We start from the raw sequence: 24,000 nt of genomic DNA, 5'->3' as shown, positions 1-24,000 counted from the left end.
GGATAGAGATCAAGCCGGCCATGTGCCGGCTTTTTTTTGGCTATAAAAGAGAAGAGCAGCATGAGCGTGAGCCTGTCGGAAGAGGTAAAAAACGGTCTGGTCGATTCACCGGCCGAATGGGGTGACGATCAGCTGACGCGCGAGCTGCTGAAGCCGCGGCTGGAACATTTCCAGCAGCATCTGGCTGCAGCATTCGACGCCGGTGAAGCCGTGGAACAGCTGATTGATGCCCGCACGCTGTTTATCGATCAGCTGCTGCGCCGCCTGTGGCGCTTCTTTGGCTTCGATGCGATGCCCGCCATCGCGCTGGTGGCCGTGGGCGGCTATGGGCGGGCCGAACTCCACCCGCTCTCTGACATCGATGTGCTGATCCTCAGCCGTCAGCCGCTGGATGAGCAGGCGGCGCAGCGCACCAGCGAACTGCTGACCCTGATGTGGGATCTGCGGCTGGAAGTGGGCCACAGCGTGCGCACGCTGGAGGAGTGTCTGCTGGAGGGGCTATCTGACCTCACCGTCGCCACCAATCTGATTGAGTCACGCATGCTGACCGGCGACGTGGCGCTGTTCCTGGAGTTGCAGAAGAACGTCTTCAGCGACGGCTTCTGGCCCTCATCCCGCTTTTTTGCCGCCAAAATCGAAGAGCAGCAGGAGCGCCACAAACGTTATCACGGCACCAGCTACAACCTTGAGCCGGATATTAAAAGCAGCCCCGGCGGCCTGCGTGACATTCATACGCTGCAATGGGTCGCCCGACGCCATTTCGGTGCCACTACGCTGGATGAGATGGTCGGCTTTGGCTTTCTCACCGAGGCAGAGCGCAGCGAACTCAACGAATGCCAGGCGTTTCTCTGGCGCATCCGCTTTGCGCTGCACCTCTCCCTGCCCCGCTACGATAACCGCCTGCTGTTTGATCGCCAGCTCAGCGTGGCGCAGCGCCTGAACTATCAGGGCGAAGGCAACGAGCCGGTCGAGCGGATGATGAAGGATTTCTACCGGGGTACGCGACGCATCGGTGAACTGAACCAGATGCTGTTACAGCTGTTTGATGAGGCGATTCTGGCGCTATCCACCAATGAGAAGCCCAGACCTGTCGATGACGACTTTCAGCTGCGTGGCGACCTGATCGACCTGCGTGATGAAACGCTGTTCACCCGTGAGCCGCAGGCGATCCTGCGCATGTTTTACGTCATGGTGCGCAACGAGAACATCAAAGGCATCTACTCCACCACCCTGCGTCACCTGCGCCATGCCCGCCGCCATCTGAAACAGCCGCTGTGTCAGATCCCGGAGGCGCGCCGCACGTTTATGTCGATTCTGCGCCACCCTGGCGCGGTCAGCCGGGCGCTGGTGCCGATGCATCGCCACAGCGTGCTGTGGGCCTATACGCCGCTGTGGGGCCATATTGTCGGCCAGATGCAGTTTGATCTGTTCCACGCCTACACCGTGGATGAGCACACCATTCGCGTCCTGCAGAAGCTGGAGAGCTTCGCCAGCGAGTCTACCCGTCCGCAGCATCCGCTGTGCGTCGAGCTGTGGCCGCGCCTGCCTCAGCAGGAGCTGCTGCTGATGGCCGCGCTGCTGCATGACATCGCCAAGGGGCGCGGCGGTGACCACTCGATTCTCGGCGCACAGGACGCGCTCGACTTCGCGGAGATGCACGGCCTCAACTCGCGGGAAACACAGCTGGTGGCCTGGCTGGTGCGCCATCATCTGCTGATGTCGGTCACGGCTCAGCGGCGCGACATTCAGGACCCGACGGTCATCCAGCAGTTCGCGGAGGTGATGCAGAACGAAAACCGGCTGCGCTATCTGGTCTGCCTGACGGTGGCCGATATCTGCGCCACCAACGAGAGCCTCTGGAACAGCTGGAAGCAGAGCCTGCTGCGCGAACTCTTTTTCGCCACGGAGAAGCAGCTGCGTCGTGGCATGGAGAACAGTCCGGATCTGCGCGAGCGGGTGCGCCATCATCGTCTGCAGGCGCTGGCGCTGCTGCGGATGGACAATATAGATGAGGAGCGCCTGCATCAGATCTGGAATCGCTGCCGCGCTGACTACTTCCTGCGCCATACGCCCAATCAGATCGCCTGGCATGCCCGCCATCTGCTGGTGCATGACCTGAAGAAGCCGCTGGTGCTGGTCAGCCCGCAGGCCACGCGCGGCGGAACGGAGATTTTTATCTGGAGCCCCGATCGCCCCCACCTGTTTGCCGCTGTCGCCGGTGAACTGGACCGCCGCAATCTCAGCGTCCATGACGCTCAGATCTTCACCAGCCGCGACGGCATGGCCATGGATACCTTTATTGTGCTGGAACCCGATGGCAGTCCGCTCTCCCCGGATCGCCATCCGATGATCATTCAGGCGCTGGAGCAGGCGATAACCCAGTCGCAGTGGGTGCCGCCGCGCACCCGCCGACCGTCAGCCAAACTCCGGCACTTCAGTGTGGACACCGAGGTCAACTTCCTGCCGACCCACACCGACCGGCGCAGCTATCTGGAACTGGTGGCGCTGGACCAGCCGGGTCTGCTGGCCCGGGTTGGTGAAGTCTTTGCCGATCTCGGCGTTTCACTGCATGGCGCGCGCATCAGCACCATCGGCGAGCGGGTCGAAGATCTCTTTATTCTGGCCAACAGTGAGCGGCAGGCGCTGGACGAAGAAATGCGCAAAGCATTGCAACAACGGTTGACAGAGGCCCTTAATCCAAACGATAAAGTGTGACCAGACACGATTTATCATCCTCTATTTTTATTTGTGCCGGGAGAGTGCCCGGCATTGCACATGACCGATCAGGAAAAAAATATGCAACAGTTACAGAGCGTTATCGAATCCGCCTTTGAACGTCGCGCGGACATTACCCCCGTCAGCGTTGACAGCGAAACCCGTGATGCCATCAACCAGGTGATCGCCCTGCTGGACAGCGGCGAACTGCGCGTTTCTGAAAAGATCGACGGCGAGTGGGTAACGCATCAGTGGCTGAAAAAAGCAGTGCTGCTCTCTTTCCGCATCAACGACAATCAGGTCATGGAAGGGGCAGAAACCCGTTTTTACGACAAAGTGCCGATGAAGTTTGCTGGCTGGGATGAGGCGCGTTTTAAAGCCGCCGGTTTCCGCGTGGTGCCGCCTGCGGCTGTGCGTCAGGGCGCGTTCATTGCCCGTAACACGGTGCTGATGCCCTCTTATGTCAACATCGGCGCTTTCGTCGATGAAGGCACCATGGTGGATACCTGGGCGACCGTCGGCTCCTGTGCGCAGATCGGCAAAAACGTTCACCTCTCAGGTGGCGTGGGAATCGGTGGCGTGCTGGAACCGCTGCAGGCAAACCCGACCATTATCGAAGACAACTGCTTCATTGGCGCACGCTCTGAAATCGTTGAAGGCGTGATTGTTGAAGAAGGCTCCGTGATCTCAATGGGCGTCTATATCGGTCAGAGCACCAAAATTTATGACCGCGAAACCGGCGAAGTGCATTACGGCCGCGTTCCTGCCGGTTCGGTCGTCGTTTCCGGTAACCTGCCGTCTAAAGATGGCAGCTACAGCCTCTACTGTGCGGTGATCGTGAAGAAAGTTGACGCGAAAACCCTGAGCAAAACCGGTATCAACGAACTGCTGCGCACCATCGACTGATGTCAGTGACGGGCTGGAAACCAGCCCGTCATCTTTTCTTTACAGCCATTCTAAATCAACCTGTTTCGCGCCGCGAAGGAACGGGTGCGTTTAGATTTCATCCAGGTCATAATCCGCGCCAGTTAAATCCTGTCGCGCAATGTTCATCCCGCTGATTTATGTCTACAGTTGTCTGACGTCATGAACAAGACTGCGCGCTTCTCACTTTTGATGGAAACAACGCCATGTATGACAATCTGAAAAGCTTAGGAATCAGTAATCCGGACGACATCGATCGCTACAGCCTGCGTCAGGAAGCGAATAACGACATTCTGAAAATCTACTTCCGCAAAGATAAAGGTGAATTTTTCGCGAAAAGCGTCAAATTCAAATATCCGCGTCAGCGCAAAACCGTCGTGGCCGATCATGCGACCCAGGGCTATAAAGAAGTTCAGGAGATCAGCCCGAATCTGCGTTATGTCATCGACGAACTGGACCAGATTTGCCAGCGTGACCAGGTTGAAGTGGATCTGAAACGCAAAATTCTGGATGACCTGCGTCATCTGGAAAGCGTGGTTTCTCACAAAATCAGTGAGATTGAATCGGACCTGGAAAAATTAACCCGTAACGGTCGTTAATTCCCTGCCCGATCGGAAAGGCCAGCACTGCTGGCCTTTTTTATGCCCGCTGTTTGCGTGTTATCCCTGCTCATCCAGCTGCAGCGCCACATAGAGCAGCAGCCTGTCATCAAACTGCCCCAGGTTAAGCCCGGTCAGTTCAGAAATCCGGTTCAGCCGGTACTCCAGCGTGTTGCGATGGATAAACAGCGCGCGCGCAGTGGCGCCCGGCTGCACGTTGTGGGTAAACCAGGCCATCAGCGTACGACGCAGCAGGCCGTTGTTATCCATGCTTTTAAGCTTTGCCAGTGGCCGCGCCAGCTCATTCGCCTGCCAGCCGCCTCGCAGGCTGTCGAGCAGCACCGGCAGCACCAGATCCTGATAGAAGTAGCTGCGTAATCCCGGCATCCGCTGCTTGCCGACCATCATGGTGGTGCGGGCAGTGCGATAGGAGCGCGCAATGCTGCCAGGCCCGGTAAAAACATTGCCGAGTGCAATACGCATCCGCAGATGCCCACGCTCTTTCATCCGCTGCAGCAACTGCTCGATGCGGCGGCGATGATCCTCCTGATCGTGGCGTCCATGCGCATTCAGGGCGGGTTTCAGCACCACCATTTCGGTCAGCGAAACAATGGCGATCAGATTATCGCGCTCCGGCGTGGTCAGCAGTGTCTGCAGCTGCTGCAACTCTGACATGGCGCTGTCCACGCCGAGCTGGCCGCTGTCCACCTCGATGACAGCGGCAACGCGAGGCTGATTGAGGTCGATGCCGAGCCGCTGCGCCCACTCGGTCAGCTGCGGCGACAGCGTGTCACTGCGGATCAGATTCAGCACCAGCTCTTCGCGCAGGCGGCTATCCTGGGCCAGCATGTGCAGCAGTCGCGCCTGCTCCAGCATCATCTCTGCCGCCATACAGACCAGCTCGCCATAATGACGCAGCGACAGCGGTTCGCCGGTCAGGCCAATCACACCCGCAATATCGCCATCCAGGCGCAGCGGCAGGTTGATGCCTGGCCGCACGCCGTGCAGATGTTTAGCCACGGCGTCATCAATGTCTACCACGCGTCCCTGAGAGAGCACCAGCAGTGCGCCTTCGTGCAACTCTCCAACGCGTTCAGGGTCGCCGCTGCCAATGATGCGGCCCCGCGCGTCCATCACGTTGACATTGCTGTCGATAATTCTCATGGTGCGCGCCACGATATCCTGCGCCAGCCGGGCATCAAGGTGATAGGCAGCCATCCATTACTCCTGAAAAAATAGGGGAGCAACAGAATACGCAGGCGTCGCGCGCGGAGCATTGTGCAATTGCACAGAGGCTGGCGTTGATTTCCCGGATTTGCGGTCACTATCACACTCTGCCACGGCGGAGAGCGGGCATAAAAAAGGCGGACCGCAGTCCGCCTGAGAGGTTATTACGCGTCGCTTACTGCATCAGCAGATAGAGCGTATTGTCGCCACGCTTCACGTTCAGCGCCAGAACCGACGGTTTGGTGTCGAGGACTTTACGCAGCTCGCCCAGGTTGGTCACCACCTGCTGGTTTACGCCCTGAATCACGTCGCCCTTCTTCAGGCCGATACGCGCCGCGGCACTGCCTGGTTTAACGTTATCCACCCGCACACCTTTGGCGCCCGCTTCAATATTGCTGAGATCGGCGCCTTCAATGCCGGTGTAGATGGTCGCAGACTGAACCTTCGCCTGGCTGCTCTGCTGCAGCTGGACAGAGACGTCGAGCGGCTTGCCGTCACGCAGCAGGCCCAGCTTCAGCGTAGTGCCCACCGGCAGTGAGCCTACTTCCGCACGCAGCGAGGCAAAGCTGCTGAGCGGTTTACCGTTCATGGAGACGATCACGTCACCCGCTTTGATACCCGCTTTGGCGGCTGCTGAGTCCGGCAGCACCTGGCTGACAAAGGCACCGCGCTGTGCGTCCACCTTCATCGCTTTAGCCAGCTCGGAGTTCAGCTCTGTCCCCTGCACGCCCAGCTCACCCCGTTTCACCTGACCAAACTCCACCATCTGCGCCGTCAGGTTTTTCACCATGTTGCTGGGGATAGCAAAGCCGATACCGATGTTGCCGCCATCCGGTGCCAGAATCGCGGTGTTAATTCCGATCAGCTCACCGTTGAGGTTAACCAGCGCGCCGCCGGAGTTACCCCGGTTAATCGCCGCATCGGTCTGAATAAAGTTCTCATAATTTTCCACGTTCAGGCCGCTGCGTCCCAGCGCAGAGACGATACCTGACGTCACGGTTTCACCCAGTCCGTAAGGGTTACCGATGGCCACGGTGTAGTCACCCACCCGCAGGCTGTCAGAGTCGGCGATCTTCACCGCAGTCAGGTTTTTGGCGTCCTGCAGCTGCACCAGCGCAATATCAGAGCTCGGATCTTTGCCAATGACCTTGGCGTCATAGCGACGGCCATCGCTCAGTTGCACCTGAATTTTGGTGGCGTTGTTTACTACGTGGTTGTTGGTGACCACATAGCCTTTTTCGGCGTTAATGATGACGCCCGATCCCAGCGCGCGGAATTTCTCCTGCTGGGTATCCGGGCCTGGCGCTCCGCCGTTACCGCCTGCTCCACCGTCCTGGCACATTGGTGAGCCCTGGAACGGCGAGCCGTCCTGACAGAAAGGCGAATTGTCGCCAAAGAATTGCTGAAACTGTTGTGGCATGCGGGGAGTTTTAACCGTGGTGGTGCCCTCGACGCTGATACTGACCACAGACGGCATGACCTTCTCTAGCATTGGAGCCAGACTTGGCAGTTGCTGGCTATCTGAAGAGGCCGTTTGCGCAGCAGAAACAGTAACAGGGGCGAGCGCCATGCTCAGGCTTAACGCCAGCGCACTTAATACTAAGGTCTTTTTTTTCATTTTTCGTTTCTCTGTAAGATTACTGTTCAGACCATTGCTGTGGTCGAAAGGTGAGATAAATGTTTTAGCGCGAAGTTCCTTAAAAAGTTTCAGGCAAAAGTAAAAATTTATTCGCGCTCTTTACAATTGGCGGCTTATTCTACGGCCATCAGCCGCCGGTACTCATCCCAGGCATAGAGATCGGTCATGCCGCTGATATAATCCTGAATAAGGCGGAAGCGATAATAACGCTCCCACAACAGCCGCTGATATTTATGCTCCACCACCAGGTTACGCATCTTATGTAAATACGCTTTGCGGTGTTTACCGGAGAGCTTATGGAAAAGCCGGGTTTCGATGGGATGCTTACGCAGGAAATCTTCATTTATCAGCGTGGTAAAGGCTTCGTAATTGAGGCGCATCAGCGGCTGATAGATCTCCAGCAGGCCCCTGATGACCCGGTAACCCTGAAGTTCCAACTGCTCCACTTCAGAATGGTTAAAGACCTGCTGACGGGCGACGGTCTTAAACAGCTGCAGCAAACGCCCCTCTTCACCCTCATCTTCCAGCAGCGCATGGTTGAAACTGCCGTCGAATATGGCCGGCAGATTATCAACAAAACGCTTGACCGCATAGCTGACCAATACACTCTGAACATTTACGCGTAATGACATAAAAAATTGATCGCTGCGGCTGCGGCGTTTTTTATTACAGGCTTCACGCCAGGCTTCGCCAATCGTCCGGCTGAAAGCGTCATTATTTTTAACCGGCCCCCAGGCTTTATTGAGAAATTCATACAAACTCTCAACATTGAAGATATCTTTTTCTACAGCGTCGTCCAAATCGGCAATACAATAGGAGATATCATCCGCGGCTTCCATTATATAGGTGAGCGGAAAGCGGTGGTGCTCTTTCATATTGGTGGCAGCACGCAGCTCGGTAATATAATCCTGTTCAGAGAGATAAAAACCCGGTTTCTTCATCAGGACGCTAAATTCGGCGGGTTTTTCACCCTGCCACCAGGCGGGGGCCGTATATTTCAGGATGCAGGCAACCTGAGAATAGCTGAGATTGAGTTGCAGCAGCGTATGCACCATGCGAATGGCCTGGGCGTTGCCTTCAAAATGGCAGAGATCCTGGCGGATGGTGGCGTTGAGCTGATCAAAAGCCTGACGCTGCGCCTCCCCTTCCACACCGGCCACCAGCGGATCGACCAGTTCGGCAGGCAGATTTTCTTCAAACCAGTCGTTGATCGCCGCCTCGCCAAAATGGCCAAACGGCGGATTGCCGACGTCGTGCAGCAGACACGCCATCTCTATCAGGCTTTCAAACGCCCCCTCTAACTCATCCAGACCATACTGCGCCAGCCCGCCCTGCATCTTCAGCGTCTGCAGGATCTCTTTGGTGATGTAGCGGCCGGTCTGCTGGACTTCCAGCGAGTGCGTCAAGCGGGAGCGGACGGCAGCGTTGCGCTCCAGCGGGAACACCTGGGTTTTCTGCTGCAGGCGACGGATAGCGGCGGAGTTGATAATCCGCCCGCGGTCGCTCTCAAAATGGCGGGTAATGTAATATTCGCCTTCCGGATCTTTTCGACTGGTATAAGGGCGCGAGAAGCTGATCTTCTTCCTGAAATTGATCGCCGACATGGATTACCCCTTATTTTTTCGTGAATTAATCCCCTGAATGCCATGCTAAACTATGCCCTAATTTTTCATTTTTTACATTAGCGGGACTCACTATGAAAGCAGGCATTATTGGCGCGATGGAGCAGGAAGTCACACTGCTGCGCGACAAAATTGAAAACCGTCAAACGCTGTCGCTGGCGGGTTGTGAAATTTATACCGGCACCCTGCAGGGCGTTGAGGTGGCACTGCTGAAATCGGGCATTGGTAAAACCTCTGCCGCACTGGGTACCACGCTGCTGCTGCAACTCTGCAAGCCTGACGTCGTGATCAACACCGGCTCTGCGGGTGGATTAGCGCCGTCGCTCAGCGTGGGCGATATCGTGGTCTCTGAAGAAGTGCGTTATCACGATGCGGACGTCACGGCCTTTGGCTACGAGCCGGGTCAGATGGCGGGGTGTCCGGCCGCGTTCGTGGCAGACAGCACCCTCATCGCCGCAGCGGAAGCCTGCATTAAACAGCTTGATCTGAATGCTGTGCGCGGCCTGGTGGTCAGCGGAGATGCCTTTATCAACGGCGCCGAACCGCTGGCGCGCATTCGCAGTCAGTTCCCGCAGGCGATTGCGGTTGAGATGGAGGCGACCGCCATCGGTCACGTCTGCCATCAGTTCCAGGTGCCATTTGTGGTGGTGCGGGCCATCTCTGACGTGGCCGACAAAGCGTCGCACCTCAGTTTTGATGAGTTCCTCAGCGTGGCAGCAAAGCAATCTTCACTGATGGTGGAGAACCTGCTGGCGCAGCTGGCGCGTGGCTAAAACCCTGCTCTTCTGCTGGCTGCTGCTGTTGAGCGGCAGCCTGCTGGCTTCCCCACCTCGCGTTATTACCCTTGCTCCCCATCTCACCGAACTCGCCTTTGCCGCCGGAATCACCCCGATTGCGGTCAGCGCCTGGTCCGACTTTCCGCCACAGGCAAAACAGATTGAACAGGTTGCCGACTGGCAGGGCATCAGAACAGAACGGATCCTGCAGCTTAAACCCGATCTGGTTCTGGCCTGGCGGGGCGGCAATCCGCAGCGGCAGATCGCCCAGTTACAGCAGCTCGGTGTACCGGTTAAGTGGATCGATCCGCGGACGCTGGATGAGATGATCGCGGCGCTGGCCGATCTGGGTCACTGGAGCCCCAGGCCGGAGCAGGCGGCCCGCGCGGCCCGGCAGTTACATCAGCAGGCGGCGGCGCTGCGCCAGCGTTATACTCACCTGGCTGCGGTTCCGCTTTTTTTGCAGTTTGGCCAGCAGCCGCTGTTCACCGCCGCCAGAGAGACGATGCAGAATGAGATGGTTACCCTCTGCGGGGGCAGGAATATCTTTGCTGACAGCCGCGTCAGCTGGCCGCAGGTGAGCCGCGAGCAGGTTCTGATGCGCCATCCTCAGGCGATAGTAACGGGCGGCGATGCGCAGCAGGCGGAGAATATCCGGACATTCTGGCAGCCGCAGCTCAGGGTGCCGGTAATCGCCATCAACGAGGACTGGCTTAGCCGCCCTGGCCCGCGACTACTGCTGGCGGCGCAGCGACTCTGTGCGGCCCTGCATCCCGATCGATAAATCAGCGAATTGATTAAAGCCGCCGCACTTTTTGCCGTTAATCAATAACAGAGACGGGCGAGCCACGTATGCTCGCCCTCCTTTTAGCGCCCCGGCGCCTTTTAAACACCAGGAACTTCATATGACCAGAGCACTGCTGCTGGCCATAGGGCTGACGATCGCCGGATCTGCCTGTGCGGGATCGATCACTGGCTCTATAGGCGCCAGGCTTGTCATCTATTCACGCTGTGAAATTAACACGGCACGTGGTCAGCCCGCACCGCAGGTTGACTGTGGCAGACAGGCCAGTGCGCAGCCGCGCATTACAGAGAGCCAGAGCCGGACAGAGGGAAGTCAGAAGCAGGGAATCCGTCTGGTAACGGTAGAGTGGTAAACGAGGCCGTCAGCGTGACGGCCTGCATCATCAGATACTGAAAGAGGAGCCACAGCCACAGGTGGTTTTCGCATTCGGGTTGGTCACGATGAAGCGCGAACCTTCCAGCCCTTCGGTGTAATCCACCGATCCCCCCACCAGATACTGCAGGCTCATCGGGTCAACCACCAGCGAGACGCCCTGCTTTTCAATCGTCATGTCGCCATCGTTCAGCTGGTCATCAAAGGTGAAGCCATACTGGAAACCACTGCAACCGCCACCGGTGATATAGACACGCAGTTTCAGCGCCGGGTTCTCTTCATCGGCAATGAGGTTCTTGACCTTGTTGGCTGCGGCGTCGGTAAACTGCAACGGCAGTGCTACTACTTCATCACTCATGTTTTACTCCGCTAAACGTCCAGGTCAGAAAACGACCTTAATTACGCTATTATCAGTCAGCACCTCAGCGCAATCAAGCTCTGCCCTTCGCACTCTGTGCCGCTTTCCCCTCTGTAAGGGGCGCTGCGGGTGAAACCACCTTTCGCAGGCTGCCCCTCTTCCGTAGAATGGCACCCTATTTTTCTGAACCGCTGGAGCCGAAAATGAGTAAGTCCGAACAACTGTTTGCCGAGGCACAACGCCTGATCCCGGGTGGCGTAAACTCGCCAGTACGCGCATTTACCGGTGTGGGCGGCGTTCCGCTGTTTATCGATCACGCTGACGGAGCCTGTCTCTATGACGCCGATGGCAAAGCCTATATCGATTATGTCGGCTCATGGGGCCCGATGGTACTGGGTCACAACAATGCGGCGATCCGCGATGCGGTGATCGAAGCGGCCGGGCGTGGCCTGAGCTTTGGCGCACCGACCGGCATGGAAGTGACCATGGCGCAGCTGGTGTGCGATCTGGTGCCGAGCATGGAGATGGTGCGGATGGTGAACTCCGGCACCGAAGCGACCATGAGCGCTATCCGTCTGGCGCGTGGCTTTACTGGCCGCGACAAAATCATCAAGTTTGAAGGCTGCTATCACGGCCACGCCGATCATCTGCTGGTGAAAGCGGGTTCCGGTGCACTGACCCTCGGTCAGCCAAACTCGCCGGGTGTCCCGGCCGATTTCGCCAAACATACCCTGACCTGCACCTTTAACGACCTCGACTCGGTGCGCAGCGCGTTTGAGCAATACCCTGAGGCGATTGCCGCCATTATCGTTGAGCCGGTCGCGGGCAACATGAACTGCATTCCGCCACACCCTGAGTTTCTGCCGGGCCTGCGCGCCCTGTGCGACGAGTTTGGTGCGCTGCTGATTATTGACGAAGTGATGACCGGTTTCCGCGTTGCGCTGGGCGGCGCGCAGGCTCACTACAATGTCCGTCCCGATCTTACCTGCCTGGGTAAAATCATCGGTGGAGGTATGCCGGTGGGCGCATTCGGTGGCCGTCGCGAAGTGATGGCGGCGCTGGCCCCGACCGGTCCGGTTTATCAGGCGGGTACGCTCTCCGGTAACCCGATCGCGATGGCGGCGGGCTACGCCTGTCTGACTCAGCTTGCACAGCCGGGCACCCATGAGAAACTGGATGCGCTGACCCGTCAGCTGGCTGAAGGTCTGCGTGACGCGGCGAAAGAGCAGAATATCCCGCTGGTGGTGAACCACGTTGGCGGCATGTTCGGCTTTTTCTTCACCGACGCTGACAGCGTGACCTGTTACGCGGACGTGACCCGTTGTGATGTGGATCGCTTCAAAACCTTCTTCCACCTGATGCTGGAGGAAGGCGTTTACTTTGCTCCATCGGCTTATGAAGCGGGCTTTATGTCGCTGGCACACAGCGAAGTGGATATTCAGCACACCATCGATGCCGCGCGTCGTTGTTTCGCGAAGCTGTAACAGGCTGCAGTAGAGATGCAGATCGGCAGTAGCATCCGATCCAGGATCTCACAGCAACACGAAACTCAATGCGCAGGGAACACAGGCAGAGGAGGAAAGCGTCCCGCGCCAGGGATGGCGCGGGCCGAGCGTGTCAGGGATGACGGCTTTTGCGTCTTTCCGATCTGACAGTGTTCCCTGCGCAGGCTCGCTCTGACAGCGAGTCGGACCAGATTTTGTCAATACTCTCAGACCGGCGGCGGCGCCGGTCTTATTAACCTGAACGCCGCAACAGCCAGATAAAGTAAGGCGCGCCTAAAAACGTCGCCATCAGCCCGGCTGGGATCTGATCCGGAAAGGCCAGCATCCGCCCGCACCAGTCCGCCAGCACCATTAACCCCGCTCCCAGCAATCCTGACAGCACCATCTGCGGCAGAGCCCGCCGGAAGCCCAGCATCCGCGCCATATGCGGAGCCATCAGCCCGACAAAGCTCAGCGGACCGATAGTCAGCGTCGCGCTGGCGGTCAGCGCGGCCGCCAGCAGCAGCAGACTCAGCCGCACCGGTGTTAATGCGATGCCGGCCGAGCGCGCGGTGACACTGCCCAGCGGCAGCAGGGTCAGCCAGCGACTGGCGAGCGGCGCCAGCGCGACCAGCACCAGCGCGCAGAGCGCGCTCTGCATCGCCTGACGGCCGCTGATGTTATAGGTCGAGCCGGAGATCCAGCTCAGCAGGTCGCCCATGCGCGGATCGCCACTGGCCAGCAGCAGCATCAGCAGCGTGACAAAGGCGCTGTTCAGCGCCATACCTGCCAGCAGCATCCGCTCCGGCGAGAATCCCCCCCGGCTGGCGACCAGCATAATCATCAGCAGCGTCAGCGCCGCCCCCAGCGCACCGGCAGGCAGCAGCCACGCCAGTGCATCTCCCGGCACGAGAAACATCATGACGACCACACCACAGGCGGCACCGGAACTGATGCCCAGCACTTCCGGGCTGGCCATCGGATTGCCGGTCAGCCGCTGGATCAGGCTGCCCGCCACGCCCAGCATCAGGCCGGTCACCAGCGCAGCCAGCACCCGCGGCGCACGCCACGGCAGCAGTGAATGTAGCATCTCACCCGCTGACCAGCTCCAGCCCTGCGCATCCCGTCCCCCGGCCAGGCCGACCCAGGCCAGCAGGGCCAGCACGGCGATGCCGATCAGCGCCCAGCGCAGCAGGTTCTGCCGCTCGGCGGGCACGTTGTCACCCTGATTCAGGGCGGGCGGCACGGAGCCGGTTCGCAGACGCGGCAGCAGCCACAGCAGGATGGGCACGCCCAGCAGCGCGGTGGCAGTGCCGGTCGGAATATCACGCCAGTGCGTGCTGAGCCACAGCACGCCGCTGTCCGCCAGCCAGAGCAGCAGCGCGCCCGTCAGGGGAGCCAGCACCATCCGGGTGATCAGACGTCTTCCCCCCAGTAGCTTCGCCAGCAGAGGAGCGAACAGCCCGATAAAACCGATGACCCCGGCCACATTCACCAGCTGGGCACTGAGCAGGATGGCCAGCGCAAGGCCGCCAATGCGCGCCACAGAGAGCGCGAGGCCCAGATTCTTCGCCACACTATCATCCAGCCCCATCAGCGTCAGCGGACGCAGCAGCGCCAGGGCCAGCACAAAGGCCAGCAGCAGGCGCGGCCAGAGTTGCTGCACATTGTCCCAGCTCATCTGATTCAGTGCGCCGGTGCTCCACAGAAACATGTTCTGCAGCTGATCGTGATTGAAGATAGCGAAGATTTGATTGACCGAGCCGCTGTAGAGGCTCAGCACCAGGCCGGCCAGAATCAGCGTGACCGGCGACAGACGCTTGCCCCAGGCCACACCCAGCACCAGCGCCCCCACCAGCACCGCGCCGCTGAGCGCGGCAAACTGCTGGGTCAGCGCGCCGCCGGGCAGATGCCAGAGCGTCGCTACGGTGATCCCAAGCTGCGCCCCGGACGAGACGCCCAGCGTGGTCGGCTCCGCCAGCGGATTGCGCAGGATCTGCTGAAACAGCAGACCGGCCAGCCCCAGTCCGGCACCGACCAGCAGCGCCAGTACGGTGCGCGGCAGCAGGCTGTAGTGAAACACCATCTGCGACAGGTTATCGACAGCCGGTGACCAGAGCGCCTGCGCCCAGTCGGCGGGCGGCAGGGCCTGTTGCAGATTGACCAGCGTCAGGCTGAGCGCCAGCAGAAACAGCAGGCTAAGCAGCAGGAGAGGAAACAGGGCATGGCGCATCATTGCGTCTCCAGCGCGCGTTCCAGCACGCGAACAAAGTGCAGCGCCGAGAGCGTCGCACCGTAATACCAGACCGCCGGAACGCGCTGAAAACGTCCGGCGCGCACAAACGGCAGCGACTGCCACAGCGGACTGCGCATCAGCTGTGCCATATCGGCATCGTTGTCGTGATCGAAGCAGATTGCCTGCACATCCCCGGCCTGCGCCAGCTGTTCGATGCCAACCACCGCGCTGCCCCAGAAGTTGGTTTCGCCCTGCCAGCCATTTTTCAGGCCCAGCAGCGTCATCACTTCCAGAAACAGACTGTTTTTGCCGAAGGTGATGGCATGACGGCTGTCGAGCAGCGACATCAGCAGGAGGGTGCGTCCGGCATAGGGTGCCAGACGCTGACGCGCTGCCGCCAGCTGAGCGTCGACCTCGCGCAGATGCTGCTCCGCCCGCTCGCTGACCCCAAGCCGCGCAGCCAGCTGGCGCAGCGATGCCCGGGCGGCGGTCAGGGGTTTGCCGTCGCCGCTTTGCAGGTCAAAGCCCATGATCGGCGCGATGCGCATCAGTTTTTCTTTCGAAGGGCCGTAGCCGTTGGAGCAGAGGATCAGCGACGGCTGCATCTGCACCATCAGCTCAAGATTGGGTTCCGTGCGCAGACCGACATCCGTCACGCCCGCCGGCAGCGGCGGCTCTCCGACCCAGATGTTGTAATTATGCAGATCGGCCACGCCGTAAGGTGTGATACCCAGCGCCATCAGCAATTCGGTGGGTAACCACTCCAGCGCGATAATCCGGCCAGGGTTCGGCGTCGCGGCACGCAGGGGAAGCGCACAAAAGAGTGGCGAGGCCGCCAGTGCCAGCATCAGGCGGCGGCGAGAAAGATCGGGCATCATCCTTTCCTTAACAGACAAAACTGACCGGTGCGCCACCCTGCGGGTGCGGTAAAATCCCCATCGGGATGCCATAAATCGCACCCAGCACCTCAGCCTGCATAATGGCCTCTGCGTCACCTTCGGCAATCATTGTTCCCTGACGCAGCGCCACCAGATGATCGCAATAGCGTGCTGCCATATTGATATCATGCAGCACCGCAATCACGGTCAAGCCGCGCTGCTCACTGAGATTTTTGATCAGCGCCAGCACCTCAACCTGATGAGCAATATCCAGCGCCGAGGTGGGTTCATCGAGCAGCAGGCAGCGGCTGTTCTGCGCCACCATCATGGCCAGCCAGGCGCGCTGGCGTTCACCGCCCGACAGGCTGTCCACCAGCCGACCGGCAAAGGGTTTAAGCCCCACCAGCGTAATCGCATCCTCCACCCGGTCGCGATCTTCCTGACCAAAGCGGCCCAGCGCGCCGTGCCAGGGATAGCGGCCAATCGCCACCAGCTCACGAACCGTCATGCCTTCGGCTGCCGGTAACTGCTGCGGCAGATAGGCGACCTGACGGGCAAAGGCTTTACTGTTCCAGCGCCCGACCGGCTGCTGATTCAGACGAACCTCGCCGTGGCTGGCACCATGATGACGACCCAGCATTTTCAACAGCGTCGACTTACCTGAACCGTTGTGACCAATCAGCGCAGTCATTTTGCCTGGTGGAAAAGTCAGTGAAAGTGGCTGGAGGAGGGTTCGGCCCGGGACCTCAAAGCTGGCGTTATCCAGCGTAAAGGTGGCCTCTTCTGCGTGCGGATACGGCATGATAATCCCTGTGAACGGGCGCCGCAGCGCCCGGTTAAATCAGAATCTGAAGGTGGCGGTACCGACAATCTGGCGCTCTGCACCCCAGTAGCAGGCGTATTCACGGTAGCAACTGGCGACATACTCGCGGTTGAACAGGTTGTTGACGTTAACGCCCACTGACGAGCCTGGCAATCCGAAACGGCCCAGATCATATTTCAGCGCCGCATCCACCGTGGTGTAACCGGCAACCTTAAAGTTCTGGTTCTGCTCAGAGCCGCTGCTGTAAAGCCCCTGACTTTCGCCCACATACCGTACCCCAGCACCGATCGTCACGCCTGACAGCGCGGTTTCGTGGAAGGTGTAGTCGCTCCAGAGTGAGGCCATATGTTTCGGCACCTGCACCGGCGTTTTGCCTTTCAGCAGCGTGTCTTCGGTATATTCCGCATCGGTGTAGGTATATGAGGCGGTCAGGTTGACGTTGGCATTCAGCGCCGCTTTGGCTTCCAGCTCAACGCCGCGCGAACGGATTTCACCGCTCTGTACGCTGAAAAGAACATTACCGGGTTCGGCTGTCAGGTTTTTGGTTTTGGTCAGCTGATAAACCGCCGCCGTCACCACGACCGGACGATCTTTCGGCACATATTTCACGCCCGCTTCATACTGCTTAGCGCGCGCCGGATCGAAAGGCTGACCGTCCGACGTTGTGCCTGCCGTTGGTATGAACGATTCGCTGTAGCTGAAATAAGGCGCGATCCCGTTATCAAATACGTAATTAAGGCCACCACGCCAGGTAAACGCCTGATCATGATTTTTAACCTCCGTATCCCCATTACGATTCAGCGCTGATGTCATTGCATAATCGTAACGGCCACCCAGGGTCAGTACCCAGCGATTCCACTCCATCTGATCCTGCGTATACAGGCCAGTCTGCTCCTGTTTATTCAGGTACTGATAAGGGAATGGGGTGCCGATATTCGCATCATTACCGTACTGCGGATTAATGGCATTCAGTGGCGCAGCGCTACCAAAAGCTGCATCAATGTCATTGCGCGTCCGCTGATAATCCACACCCAGCAGCAGCGTATGATCCACCAGGCCGGTGGCAAATTTCGCCTGCGCCTGCGTATCCACGGCAAACTGATTCAGCTTCTCGCTGGAGGCTGCTGACCCACGGGTGATCTCCTGCGTCGCGGCGTTGAAACCATTGCCATAAATACTGCGGTAGTCGGTACGCAGATCGGCATAGCGCAGGTTCTGACGCAGCGTCCAGGTGTCGTCGACGCTGTGCTCGGCGCTGTAGCCCACCATTTTGGTGGTGCGGGAGATCTTGTTGCTCTGCTCGCCTTCATCGAAGTTGGTCGGCAGCTTATATTCACGGCCATCCGCGCGGGTGATCGGCACGATCGTGCCCTGCCGCGGCAGCCAGCCATAATAGCCGGTTTCCGGCTCGTTCTGGAAATAGGTCAGCAGGTCAACGCGGGTCCGCTCATCGGGACGCCAGCTGAATGCAGGCGCGATGGTGTAGCGCTTCTCTTTGTTCATCGCCTGCTGCGCATCCTGACTGCGCGCCTGCCCGGTCAGACGGTAGCTGTATACACCGTCATCATCCAGCGCGCCGCCAAAATCAAAGCCGGTTGAGAAGAGATTGTCGTTACCCATCTGGAACTGGACTTCACGCAGGGTCTCCTGCGTCGGACGCTTACTCACCAGCGCGACCACGCCGCCAGGGTTACTTTTGCCGTAGAGCACCGACACCGGACCGCGCAGCAGCTCGGCGCGCTCCAGGAAGTAAGGGTCGAGAGCAAACTCCGAGTAGTTATCCCCCTGCAGTTTCAGGCCATCCAGATACTGGTTGGTGTTGGTTTCGCTGAAGCCGCGGATCGACAACGCATCAATCACGTCTGAGCTGCCCCGGTTGCCGGTCAGCACGCCAGGCGTGTAGTTAAACGCTCCTTTGACGCTGGTCACGTTGCGCATCTCCATCTCTTCGCGGGTCACCACGGAGACGGACTGCGGATTTTTTTCGATTGGGGTATCGGTTTTGGTGCCGGTGGCGCTGCGCTTCGCGGCGATCGTTGGCGCCGGGCCCCAGGGGCTTTCGGCTTCAACCCCACTGCCGCCTTCTGCCGAGACGACCATCGTCTCCGTCTGCGCGGCATACAGCGAGGTGCTCAGGCTGAGTGAAATCATGACGCCCAGAAGCGGTCGGGAAAATGTTTTTTTGGTGTTGTCGGCAAAACGCGTTCGCGCATTCATAAAAGTGTCTCTTAAAATAGGCTCAGGCGAGCGAATCGAAACGATAATGATTATTATAACGGATTAGATAATATGCGAACTGCAGCGGGCACTGCAAGAACAAATCCCAGCGTTGACGCCGTTTGCGGGGCGATTGAAGAGTAATAAAAGACCACAAAAAAAGGGCGCCGAAGCGCCCTTTTTAACCCATCTGGCCGATTTATTTGCCAAACATATCTTTTATCCACCCTGCTACGCCGTCGCTCTCTTTCTGCTCCTGCGGTTGCTGGGTCGGCTGCTGCTGTTGCTGCTGTTGCTGCTGATCGAACAGCTGTTGCTGCTGCTGAACCTGCTGCTGCTGTTGCTGACACAGCGCATTCGGATCCAGCGCCCAGACCGGCAGCGCGCGCCAGGTACTGCTGCCCGTGCCGCAGACAAAGTTACCGGCAGAGTCGATGTTCATCAGCGAGACATCTTCCGGCGGCGTCAGCTGCAGCGGCATCGGCGCCTGATTATCGAGGTAGCGACGGTAGATCTGCATCGCACCGCTGGCACCGTAGAGTTTGGTCGGCTGGTTGTTGTCGCGTCCCACCCAGGTGATCGCCACTTCTTTGCCATCAATACCGGCAAACCAGCTGTCGATCAGATCGTTGGTGGTCCCGGTTTTCCCAGCCAGATGCGCATTCGGGAAACGCGCGCCCAGCGCACGGGCGGTGCCATGATCGGCGACCTGCTGCAGGGTATAGAGCGTCAGATAGGCGGCCTGAGCCGGTTCCACGCGCTGCGCCTGCGGATAGCTCTGATAGAGCACGCTGCCATCTTCGGCGATCACCGACCGCACCGCCGACAGCTCAGCGCGGTTACCGCCGCTGGCAATCGACTGGAACGCCTGCGCCACTTCAACCGGCGTCAGGTTCAGTGCACCCAGCAGCATGGCAGGCACCGGATTGAGCTGATCCTTCGCCACGCCCAGCTTCGTCCAGGTGTCCACCACCGCATCCAGCCCCAGCGTCATACCGAGGTTCACCGTCGGCACGTTCATGGAGTTGGTGAGCGCATCCACCAGCATCACTTTGCCGCTGAAGCGACGATCGTCGTTCATCGGTTTCCAGAGGCTGCCGTTGGGCTGCTTCAGCGCAATCGGCTCATCGGCGATCCAGCTGTTGAGACGGTAGCTGTTAGGCTGACTCAGCGCGGTCAGATAGGTCGCCGGCTTCGCCAGTGAGCCAATCGAACGGCGCGCCTGCAGCGCACGGTTGTAACCGGCGTACTGCGGATCGGCACCGCCGACCATGGCGCGCACTTCGCCACTGAAGCGGTCAACCACCACCATCGCCGTTTCCAGATCCTTCAGGCCGCGCTGTTTTTTCAGCGTCGGAATCCCGTCAACCACCGCTTTTTCCGCCGCATCCTGCGACACAGGGTCCAGCGTGGTGAAGATTTTCACCCCGGAGAGATCTTTGATCTTATCGCCCAGTTTCGCCTGCAGTTCGTTACGCACCATCTGCATAAAGGCAGGCTGTGGCGTGATCACGCCCCCTTTCGGCTGCACGCCCAGCGGACGCGCCGACAGCATGTCATACAGCTCCTGGTCGATCACCTTCTGCTGCTGCAGCAGGCGCAGCACCAGGTTGCGTCGCTCCAGCGCCAGTTTCGGGTTGCGCCATGGGTTGTAGAGCGAGGCACCTTTTACCATGCCGACCAGCATCGCCTGCTGATCCAGACTCAGCTCATCGACCGGACGGCCAAAGTAGTAGAGGCTCGCCAGCGGGAAACCGCGGATCTGATCGCTGCCCGCCTGGCCGAGATAGACCTCGTTCAGGTAGAGCTCCAGGATGCGGTCTTTGCTGTAGCGCGCATCCATGATCACCGCCATATAGGCTTCACGCGCTTTTCGCCACAGCGAACGCTCGTTGGTGAGGAACAGGTTCTTCACCAGCTGCTGCGTCAGCGTACTGCCGCCCTGCACCGCTTTGCCGGCGGTGATGTTCGCCAGGAAGGCACGGCCAATTGAGTAAGGGCTGATGCCGTCATGCTCATAGAAATGGCGATCTTCGGTGGCAATCAGCGTATCGACCAGCAGATCCGGGAATCCGGCGCGGGGCACGAAGAGTCGCTGTTCGCCATTTGGCGACTGCAGCATGGTGATCAGCCGGGGATCGAGGCGGAAGAAGCCAAAATCGCGACCGGTTTCGAGGTTTTTAATCTCGCTCAGCTCATCCTTGCTGAAGCTCATGCGTGCATGGATCTGCCCCTCTTTACTGTCGGGGAAATCAAACGGACGACGCAGCAACTCAATCGTGTTGCCCTTCACCGAGAACTCGCCGGGACGGGTAATGCGCGACACTTCGCGATACTGGGTGCCTTCCAACAGGGCGACCATTTCACTTTTGTTGTAGGCCATGCCCGGTTCCAGGCTGACCATGCGGCCATAGACGGTGGCGGGCAGTTGCCACACTTTACCGTCGATACGGCTGCGAATTTCCGAGTCGAGGTAGATGCCCCACGCGGCCATAACCACCACAAACACCAGGAACAGTTTAATTATCCATCCCAGCCAACGGCGTTTGCCGCGCGGCGGTTTTCCACCTTTACCTTTACGTGGCACCGGCGCTTCCTCCTCGTCATCATTAAAATCGTCCTGGTCGATATCCTGATCGATATCCCTGCGTCGTCCCCGCCCCGCACTGCTGCGCGGCGGCAACGCTTTACCTTTGCGCCCTATTGGTTCGCGATCGTTCCCAGACATTACTTTTCTTCTCCAGGCAGTGCTTACGGCAGCGCCGCTACTCTAACTGCTTTCTCGCATAACGCATGGCAGAACCCTCTGAATTCGATCCAGTGGACTCAACCCTGCGGGGACATTTTTTTGGTTCGCCTTGTTGGCAAGGCGGTAGCCGGATCGTCGGGCCAGAGGTGTTTCGGATAACGTCCCTTCATCTCTTTCCTGACCTCCGGCCAGGCACCGCGCCAGAACGCCGCCAGATCGCGGGTGATCTGCAACGGCCGCTGGGCGGGCGATAACAGCTCCAGCACCAGCGGAATGCGTCCTTCCGCTACGGTGGGGTTCTGCGCTTCACCAAACATCTCCTGAATCCGTACCGCCAGCGCGGGCGGCTTCTCCGCATCGTAGCGAATCGGCAGCCGGCTTCCGGTCGGCACAGTGTAATGAGTTGGCAGCGCACTATCCAGCCGCTGACGTTGTGACCATGTGAGTAAATGTAAGAGTGCGGAGGTCAGGTTTACCGCCTGCAGGCTGCGGAGATCGCGCACTGTGGTCATCTGCGGCAGCAGCCACTCCGGCAGACGTTCAAGCAGTGCCGCATCATCGACGACAGGCCAGCCCTCTTCCGGCAGCCACTGCGCCGCACACTGGATACGCACCCGTAGCTGCTCTGCCTCTGGCGTCCAGCCGAGCACGGACAGCCCCTTTTCCGCAATCCAGCGCAGCATCGCCGCGTGCAGCACCGCCGGTTCCGGCTTTGCCATCGGCTGCGTCCGGAGTATCAGTGCGCCAATCTGCTCACGCTTCAGGGCGCGCAGCGTGCCCTTCTCTTCATCCCACTCAACCTCGGTGCGGCGCTCAACCAGGGCGGGCCGCTGCTGGCATAGCGCCTCAATGTCGACCGGCAGAGCCAGCAGCATCCGGGCATCCGGCGCGGCGCTGCTCTGTAACAGGGCAGGCGCGATCAGCCATTCATGACGCGTCAGGCCATCCTGCTCATCCAGCCTGGCCCCCAGCCCGTTGGCGAGCTGATAGCGGCCGCTCTGGTCGCGTCGCCGCGCCAGCCGATCGCCAAACCCCACCGCCAGCAAGCCAGCGAAACGATCCTCATCGACCCGTCCGCCTCGCACCTTCAGTCGCTGCTGCCACTGCTGCGCCCGCCGCTGCCACTGAGCCTGAGGCCGGTGCAGTGCATCGCGCAGATCGGCGCTGCCGCTGCGGGGTGGCTCTTCCAGAATCGCCACCAGCAGTGCGGCGCTGGCGACCGCATCCGCCTCGTCGCCCGCCGCACAGAGCATCGCCGCCAGGCGCGGATCGCTGCCCAGCTGTGCCATGCGCCGCCCCAGGGTATTCAGCAGGCCATGGTCATCCAGTGCCCCCAGACGGGTTAACTGCTGCCGGGCCGTCGCCAGGTTTTTCGCCGGTGGCTGATCCAGCCACTGCAGCTGTTGCGGCTGGGTGCAGCCCCACTGCAGCAGATCCAGCCACAGCGAGGAGAGATCGCTGTTCATGATCTCCGGCTCGCTCTGCGCGGCCGCGCGGGCGGCCTGCTCCTGCGGCAGTAAATGCAGGCAGATCCCCGGCATCAGACGCCCGGCGCGGCCCGCACGCTGGATCATAGACGCCTGGCTGATGCGCTGGGTCTGCAGACGCGTCACGCCACTGCGGGCATCGAACAGGGCGCTGCGTTCCAGTGCGCTGTCGACCACCAGCCGGATCCCCTCAATGGTCAGACTGGTTTCGGCAATATTGGTGGCGAGCACCACTTTGCGGCGTCCGGCCGCGGCGGGCTGGATTGCCCGGCGCTGTGCCGCCAGCGGCAGCGCACCGTAGAGCGGCGTCAGATCCACGTCGTCGCTGATGCGCGCTTCCAGTTCACGCTTCACCCGTTCGATCTCCGCCACGCCCGGCAGAAACAGCAGCAGCGAACCGCTCTCCTCCCGCAGCAGCTGGGCAACTTCACGCGCTACCGCCTCTTCGAAACGCACCGTCTGGTTCAGCGACGCATAACGCCGCTCCACCGGAAAGCTGCGTCCTTCTGAGACGATCAAAGGGGCGTCGGGCAGCAGCGCCGCCAGCCGGGCATTGTCCAGCGTGGCGGACATCAGCAGGATTCGGAGGTCGTCGCGCAGCCCCTGCTGCACATCAAGCAGCATCGCCAGCGCCAGATCGGCCTGCAGGCTGCGCTCGTGAAACTCATCCAGGATCACCAGCGACACGCCCTCCAGCATCGGGTCGTGCTGAAGCATGCGCGTCAGCATGCCTTCGGTCACCACTTCCAGTCGCGTCTCTGGTCCGACGCAGCTTTCGCCGCGCATACGGAATCCTACCGTCGCCCCCGGCTGCTCGCCGAGCTGCTCCGCCAGCCGTTGCGCTACGTTGCGCGCCGCCAGCCGCCGTGGCTCCAGCATGATGATTCGCCCCGGCAGCGCCGCCTGCTGTAACAGCTGCAGCGGCAGCCAGGTCGATTTGCCTGCCCCCGTCGGTGCGGCCAGCAGGATTTGAGGGGCGTGGTTCAGTGCCGCCAGAATGTCAGGCAGCACCGCGCTGACCGGTAAATCGCTCACAGCAAACTCCGCTTCTGCCTGTGCTAAGATGGCGCGCATTGTAGCATCCATCCG

The 24,000-nt window shown here is 59.8% G+C and carries 17 protein-coding genes; 7 read left to right on the top strand and 10 right to left on the bottom strand.

What is annotated here, in order from left to right; translation table 11 throughout:
• The first annotated feature begins 60 nt into the window (after positions 1-60).
• The 3 genes from glnD (at position 61) to AC6I7A_RS03530 (ending at position 4,238) form a co-directional block, all read left to right on the top strand.
• On the top strand, positions 61-2,715 hold the full coding sequence (gene glnD / locus AC6I7A_RS03540) for a bifunctional uridylyltransferase/uridylyl-removing protein GlnD (protein WP_058958055.1): 2,655 nt from the start codon (positions 61-63) through the stop codon (positions 2,713-2,715).
• A gap of 81 nt (positions 2,716-2,796) precedes the next feature.
• A complete protein-coding gene (dapD, locus tag AC6I7A_RS03535; protein ID WP_009092003.1) occupies positions 2,797-3,621 on the top strand; it encodes a 2,3,4,5-tetrahydropyridine-2,6-dicarboxylate N-succinyltransferase in 825 nt (274 codons plus the stop codon).
• Positions 3,622-3,845: 224 nt separating this feature from the next.
• Positions 3,846-4,238, top strand: coding sequence for a DUF3461 family protein (locus tag AC6I7A_RS03530; protein WP_009092005.1), 393 nt, complete (start codon positions 3,846-3,848; stop codon positions 4,236-4,238).
• 60 nt (positions 4,239-4,298) lie between these two features.
• On the opposite strand, the gene AC6I7A_RS03525 is transcribed toward AC6I7A_RS03530, so the two are convergent.
• From AC6I7A_RS03525 to dgt, 3 genes are all read right to left on the bottom strand, one after another.
• Positions 4,299-5,456: a CdaR family transcriptional regulator gene (locus tag AC6I7A_RS03525; protein WP_009092007.1), complete on the bottom strand. Its 1,158-nt coding sequence runs from the start codon at positions 5,454-5,456 to the stop codon at positions 4,299-4,301.
• 184 nt (positions 5,457-5,640) lie between these two features.
• A complete protein-coding gene (gene degP, locus AC6I7A_RS03520; RefSeq protein ID WP_009092009.1) occupies positions 5,641-7,083 on the bottom strand; it encodes a serine endoprotease DegP in 1,443 nt (480 codons plus the stop codon).
• A 134-nt stretch (positions 7,084-7,217) separates the two neighbouring features.
• Complete coding sequence (gene dgt / locus AC6I7A_RS03515; protein ID WP_058958053.1) at positions 7,218-8,708, bottom strand: dGTPase; 1,491 nt, start codon at positions 8,706-8,708, stop codon at positions 7,218-7,220.
• 92 nt (positions 8,709-8,800) lie between these two features.
• Here dgt and mtnN point away from each other — a divergent pair, with 92 nt between their 5' ends.
• The 3 genes from mtnN to AC6I7A_RS03500 all read left to right on the top strand — a co-directional run bounded on the left by mtnN (position 8,801) and on the right by AC6I7A_RS03500 (position 10,659).
• Entirely contained in the window at positions 8,801-9,499 is a 699-nt protein-coding gene (gene mtnN, locus AC6I7A_RS03510; protein ID WP_009092013.1) for a 5'-methylthioadenosine/S-adenosylhomocysteine nucleosidase, read from the top strand.
• A complete protein-coding gene (btuF, locus tag AC6I7A_RS03505; RefSeq protein WP_058958052.1) occupies positions 9,492-10,286 on the top strand; it encodes a vitamin B12 ABC transporter substrate-binding protein BtuF in 795 nt (264 codons plus the stop codon). The genes mtnN and btuF overlap by 8 nt, the downstream gene beginning before the upstream one ends.
• 121 nt (positions 10,287-10,407) lie before the next feature.
• Positions 10,408-10,659, top strand: a complete 252-nt coding sequence (locus tag AC6I7A_RS03500; RefSeq protein WP_009092016.1) for a hypothetical protein — start codon at positions 10,408-10,410, stop codon at positions 10,657-10,659.
• Between the two features lie 30 nt (positions 10,660-10,689).
• On the opposite strand, the gene erpA is transcribed toward AC6I7A_RS03500, so the two are convergent.
• Complete coding sequence (erpA, locus tag AC6I7A_RS03495; RefSeq protein WP_009092018.1) at positions 10,690-11,037, bottom strand: iron-sulfur cluster insertion protein ErpA; 348 nt, start codon at positions 11,035-11,037, stop codon at positions 10,690-10,692.
• 203 nt (positions 11,038-11,240) lie between these two features.
• Between erpA and hemL the strand changes: the two genes are divergently transcribed.
• A complete protein-coding gene (gene hemL, locus AC6I7A_RS03490; protein ID WP_058958066.1) occupies positions 11,241-12,521 on the top strand; it encodes a glutamate-1-semialdehyde 2,1-aminomutase in 1,281 nt (426 codons plus the stop codon).
• Between the two features lie 253 nt (positions 12,522-12,774).
• Here the strand turns inward: hemL and fhuB are convergent, their stop codons facing one another.
• The 6 genes from fhuB to hrpB form a co-directional block, all read right to left on the bottom strand.
• Positions 12,775-14,754, bottom strand: a complete 1,980-nt coding sequence (fhuB, locus tag AC6I7A_RS03485; RefSeq protein ID WP_058958065.1) for a Fe(3+)-hydroxamate ABC transporter permease FhuB — start codon at positions 14,752-14,754, stop codon at positions 12,775-12,777.
• Entirely contained in the window at positions 14,754-15,632 is an 879-nt protein-coding gene (fhuD, locus tag AC6I7A_RS03480) for a Fe(3+)-hydroxamate ABC transporter substrate-binding protein FhuD (RefSeq protein WP_046101254.1), read from the bottom strand. The genes fhuB and fhuD overlap by 1 nt, the downstream gene beginning before the upstream one ends.
• 10 nt (positions 15,633-15,642) lie before the next feature.
• Positions 15,643-16,437 (bottom strand): Fe3+-hydroxamate ABC transporter ATP-binding protein FhuC, encoded by a 795-nt coding sequence (gene fhuC, locus AC6I7A_RS03475; RefSeq protein ID WP_058958504.1) that lies wholly within the window; start codon positions 16,435-16,437, stop codon positions 15,643-15,645.
• Positions 16,438-16,476: 39 nt separating this feature from the next.
• Complete coding sequence (fhuA, locus tag AC6I7A_RS03470) at positions 16,477-18,675, bottom strand: ferrichrome porin FhuA (protein WP_058958503.1); 2,199 nt, start codon at positions 18,673-18,675, stop codon at positions 16,477-16,479.
• Positions 18,676-18,874: 199 nt separating this feature from the next.
• A complete protein-coding gene (gene mrcB, locus AC6I7A_RS03465; RefSeq protein ID WP_058958502.1) occupies positions 18,875-21,403 on the bottom strand; it encodes a bifunctional glycosyl transferase/transpeptidase in 2,529 nt (842 codons plus the stop codon).
• A 98-nt stretch (positions 21,404-21,501) separates the two neighbouring features.
• Positions 21,502-23,985 (bottom strand): ATP-dependent helicase HrpB, encoded by a 2,484-nt coding sequence (gene hrpB / locus AC6I7A_RS03460; RefSeq protein ID WP_498004401.1) that lies wholly within the window; start codon positions 23,983-23,985, stop codon positions 21,502-21,504.
• Between the last annotated feature and the right edge of the window lie 15 nt (positions 23,986-24,000).

Source organism: Type-F symbiont of Plautia stali (assembly GCF_059731105.1).
Note: the sequence above shows the minus strand (reverse complement) of the source record. Positions and strands in the feature narration are given on the sequence as shown.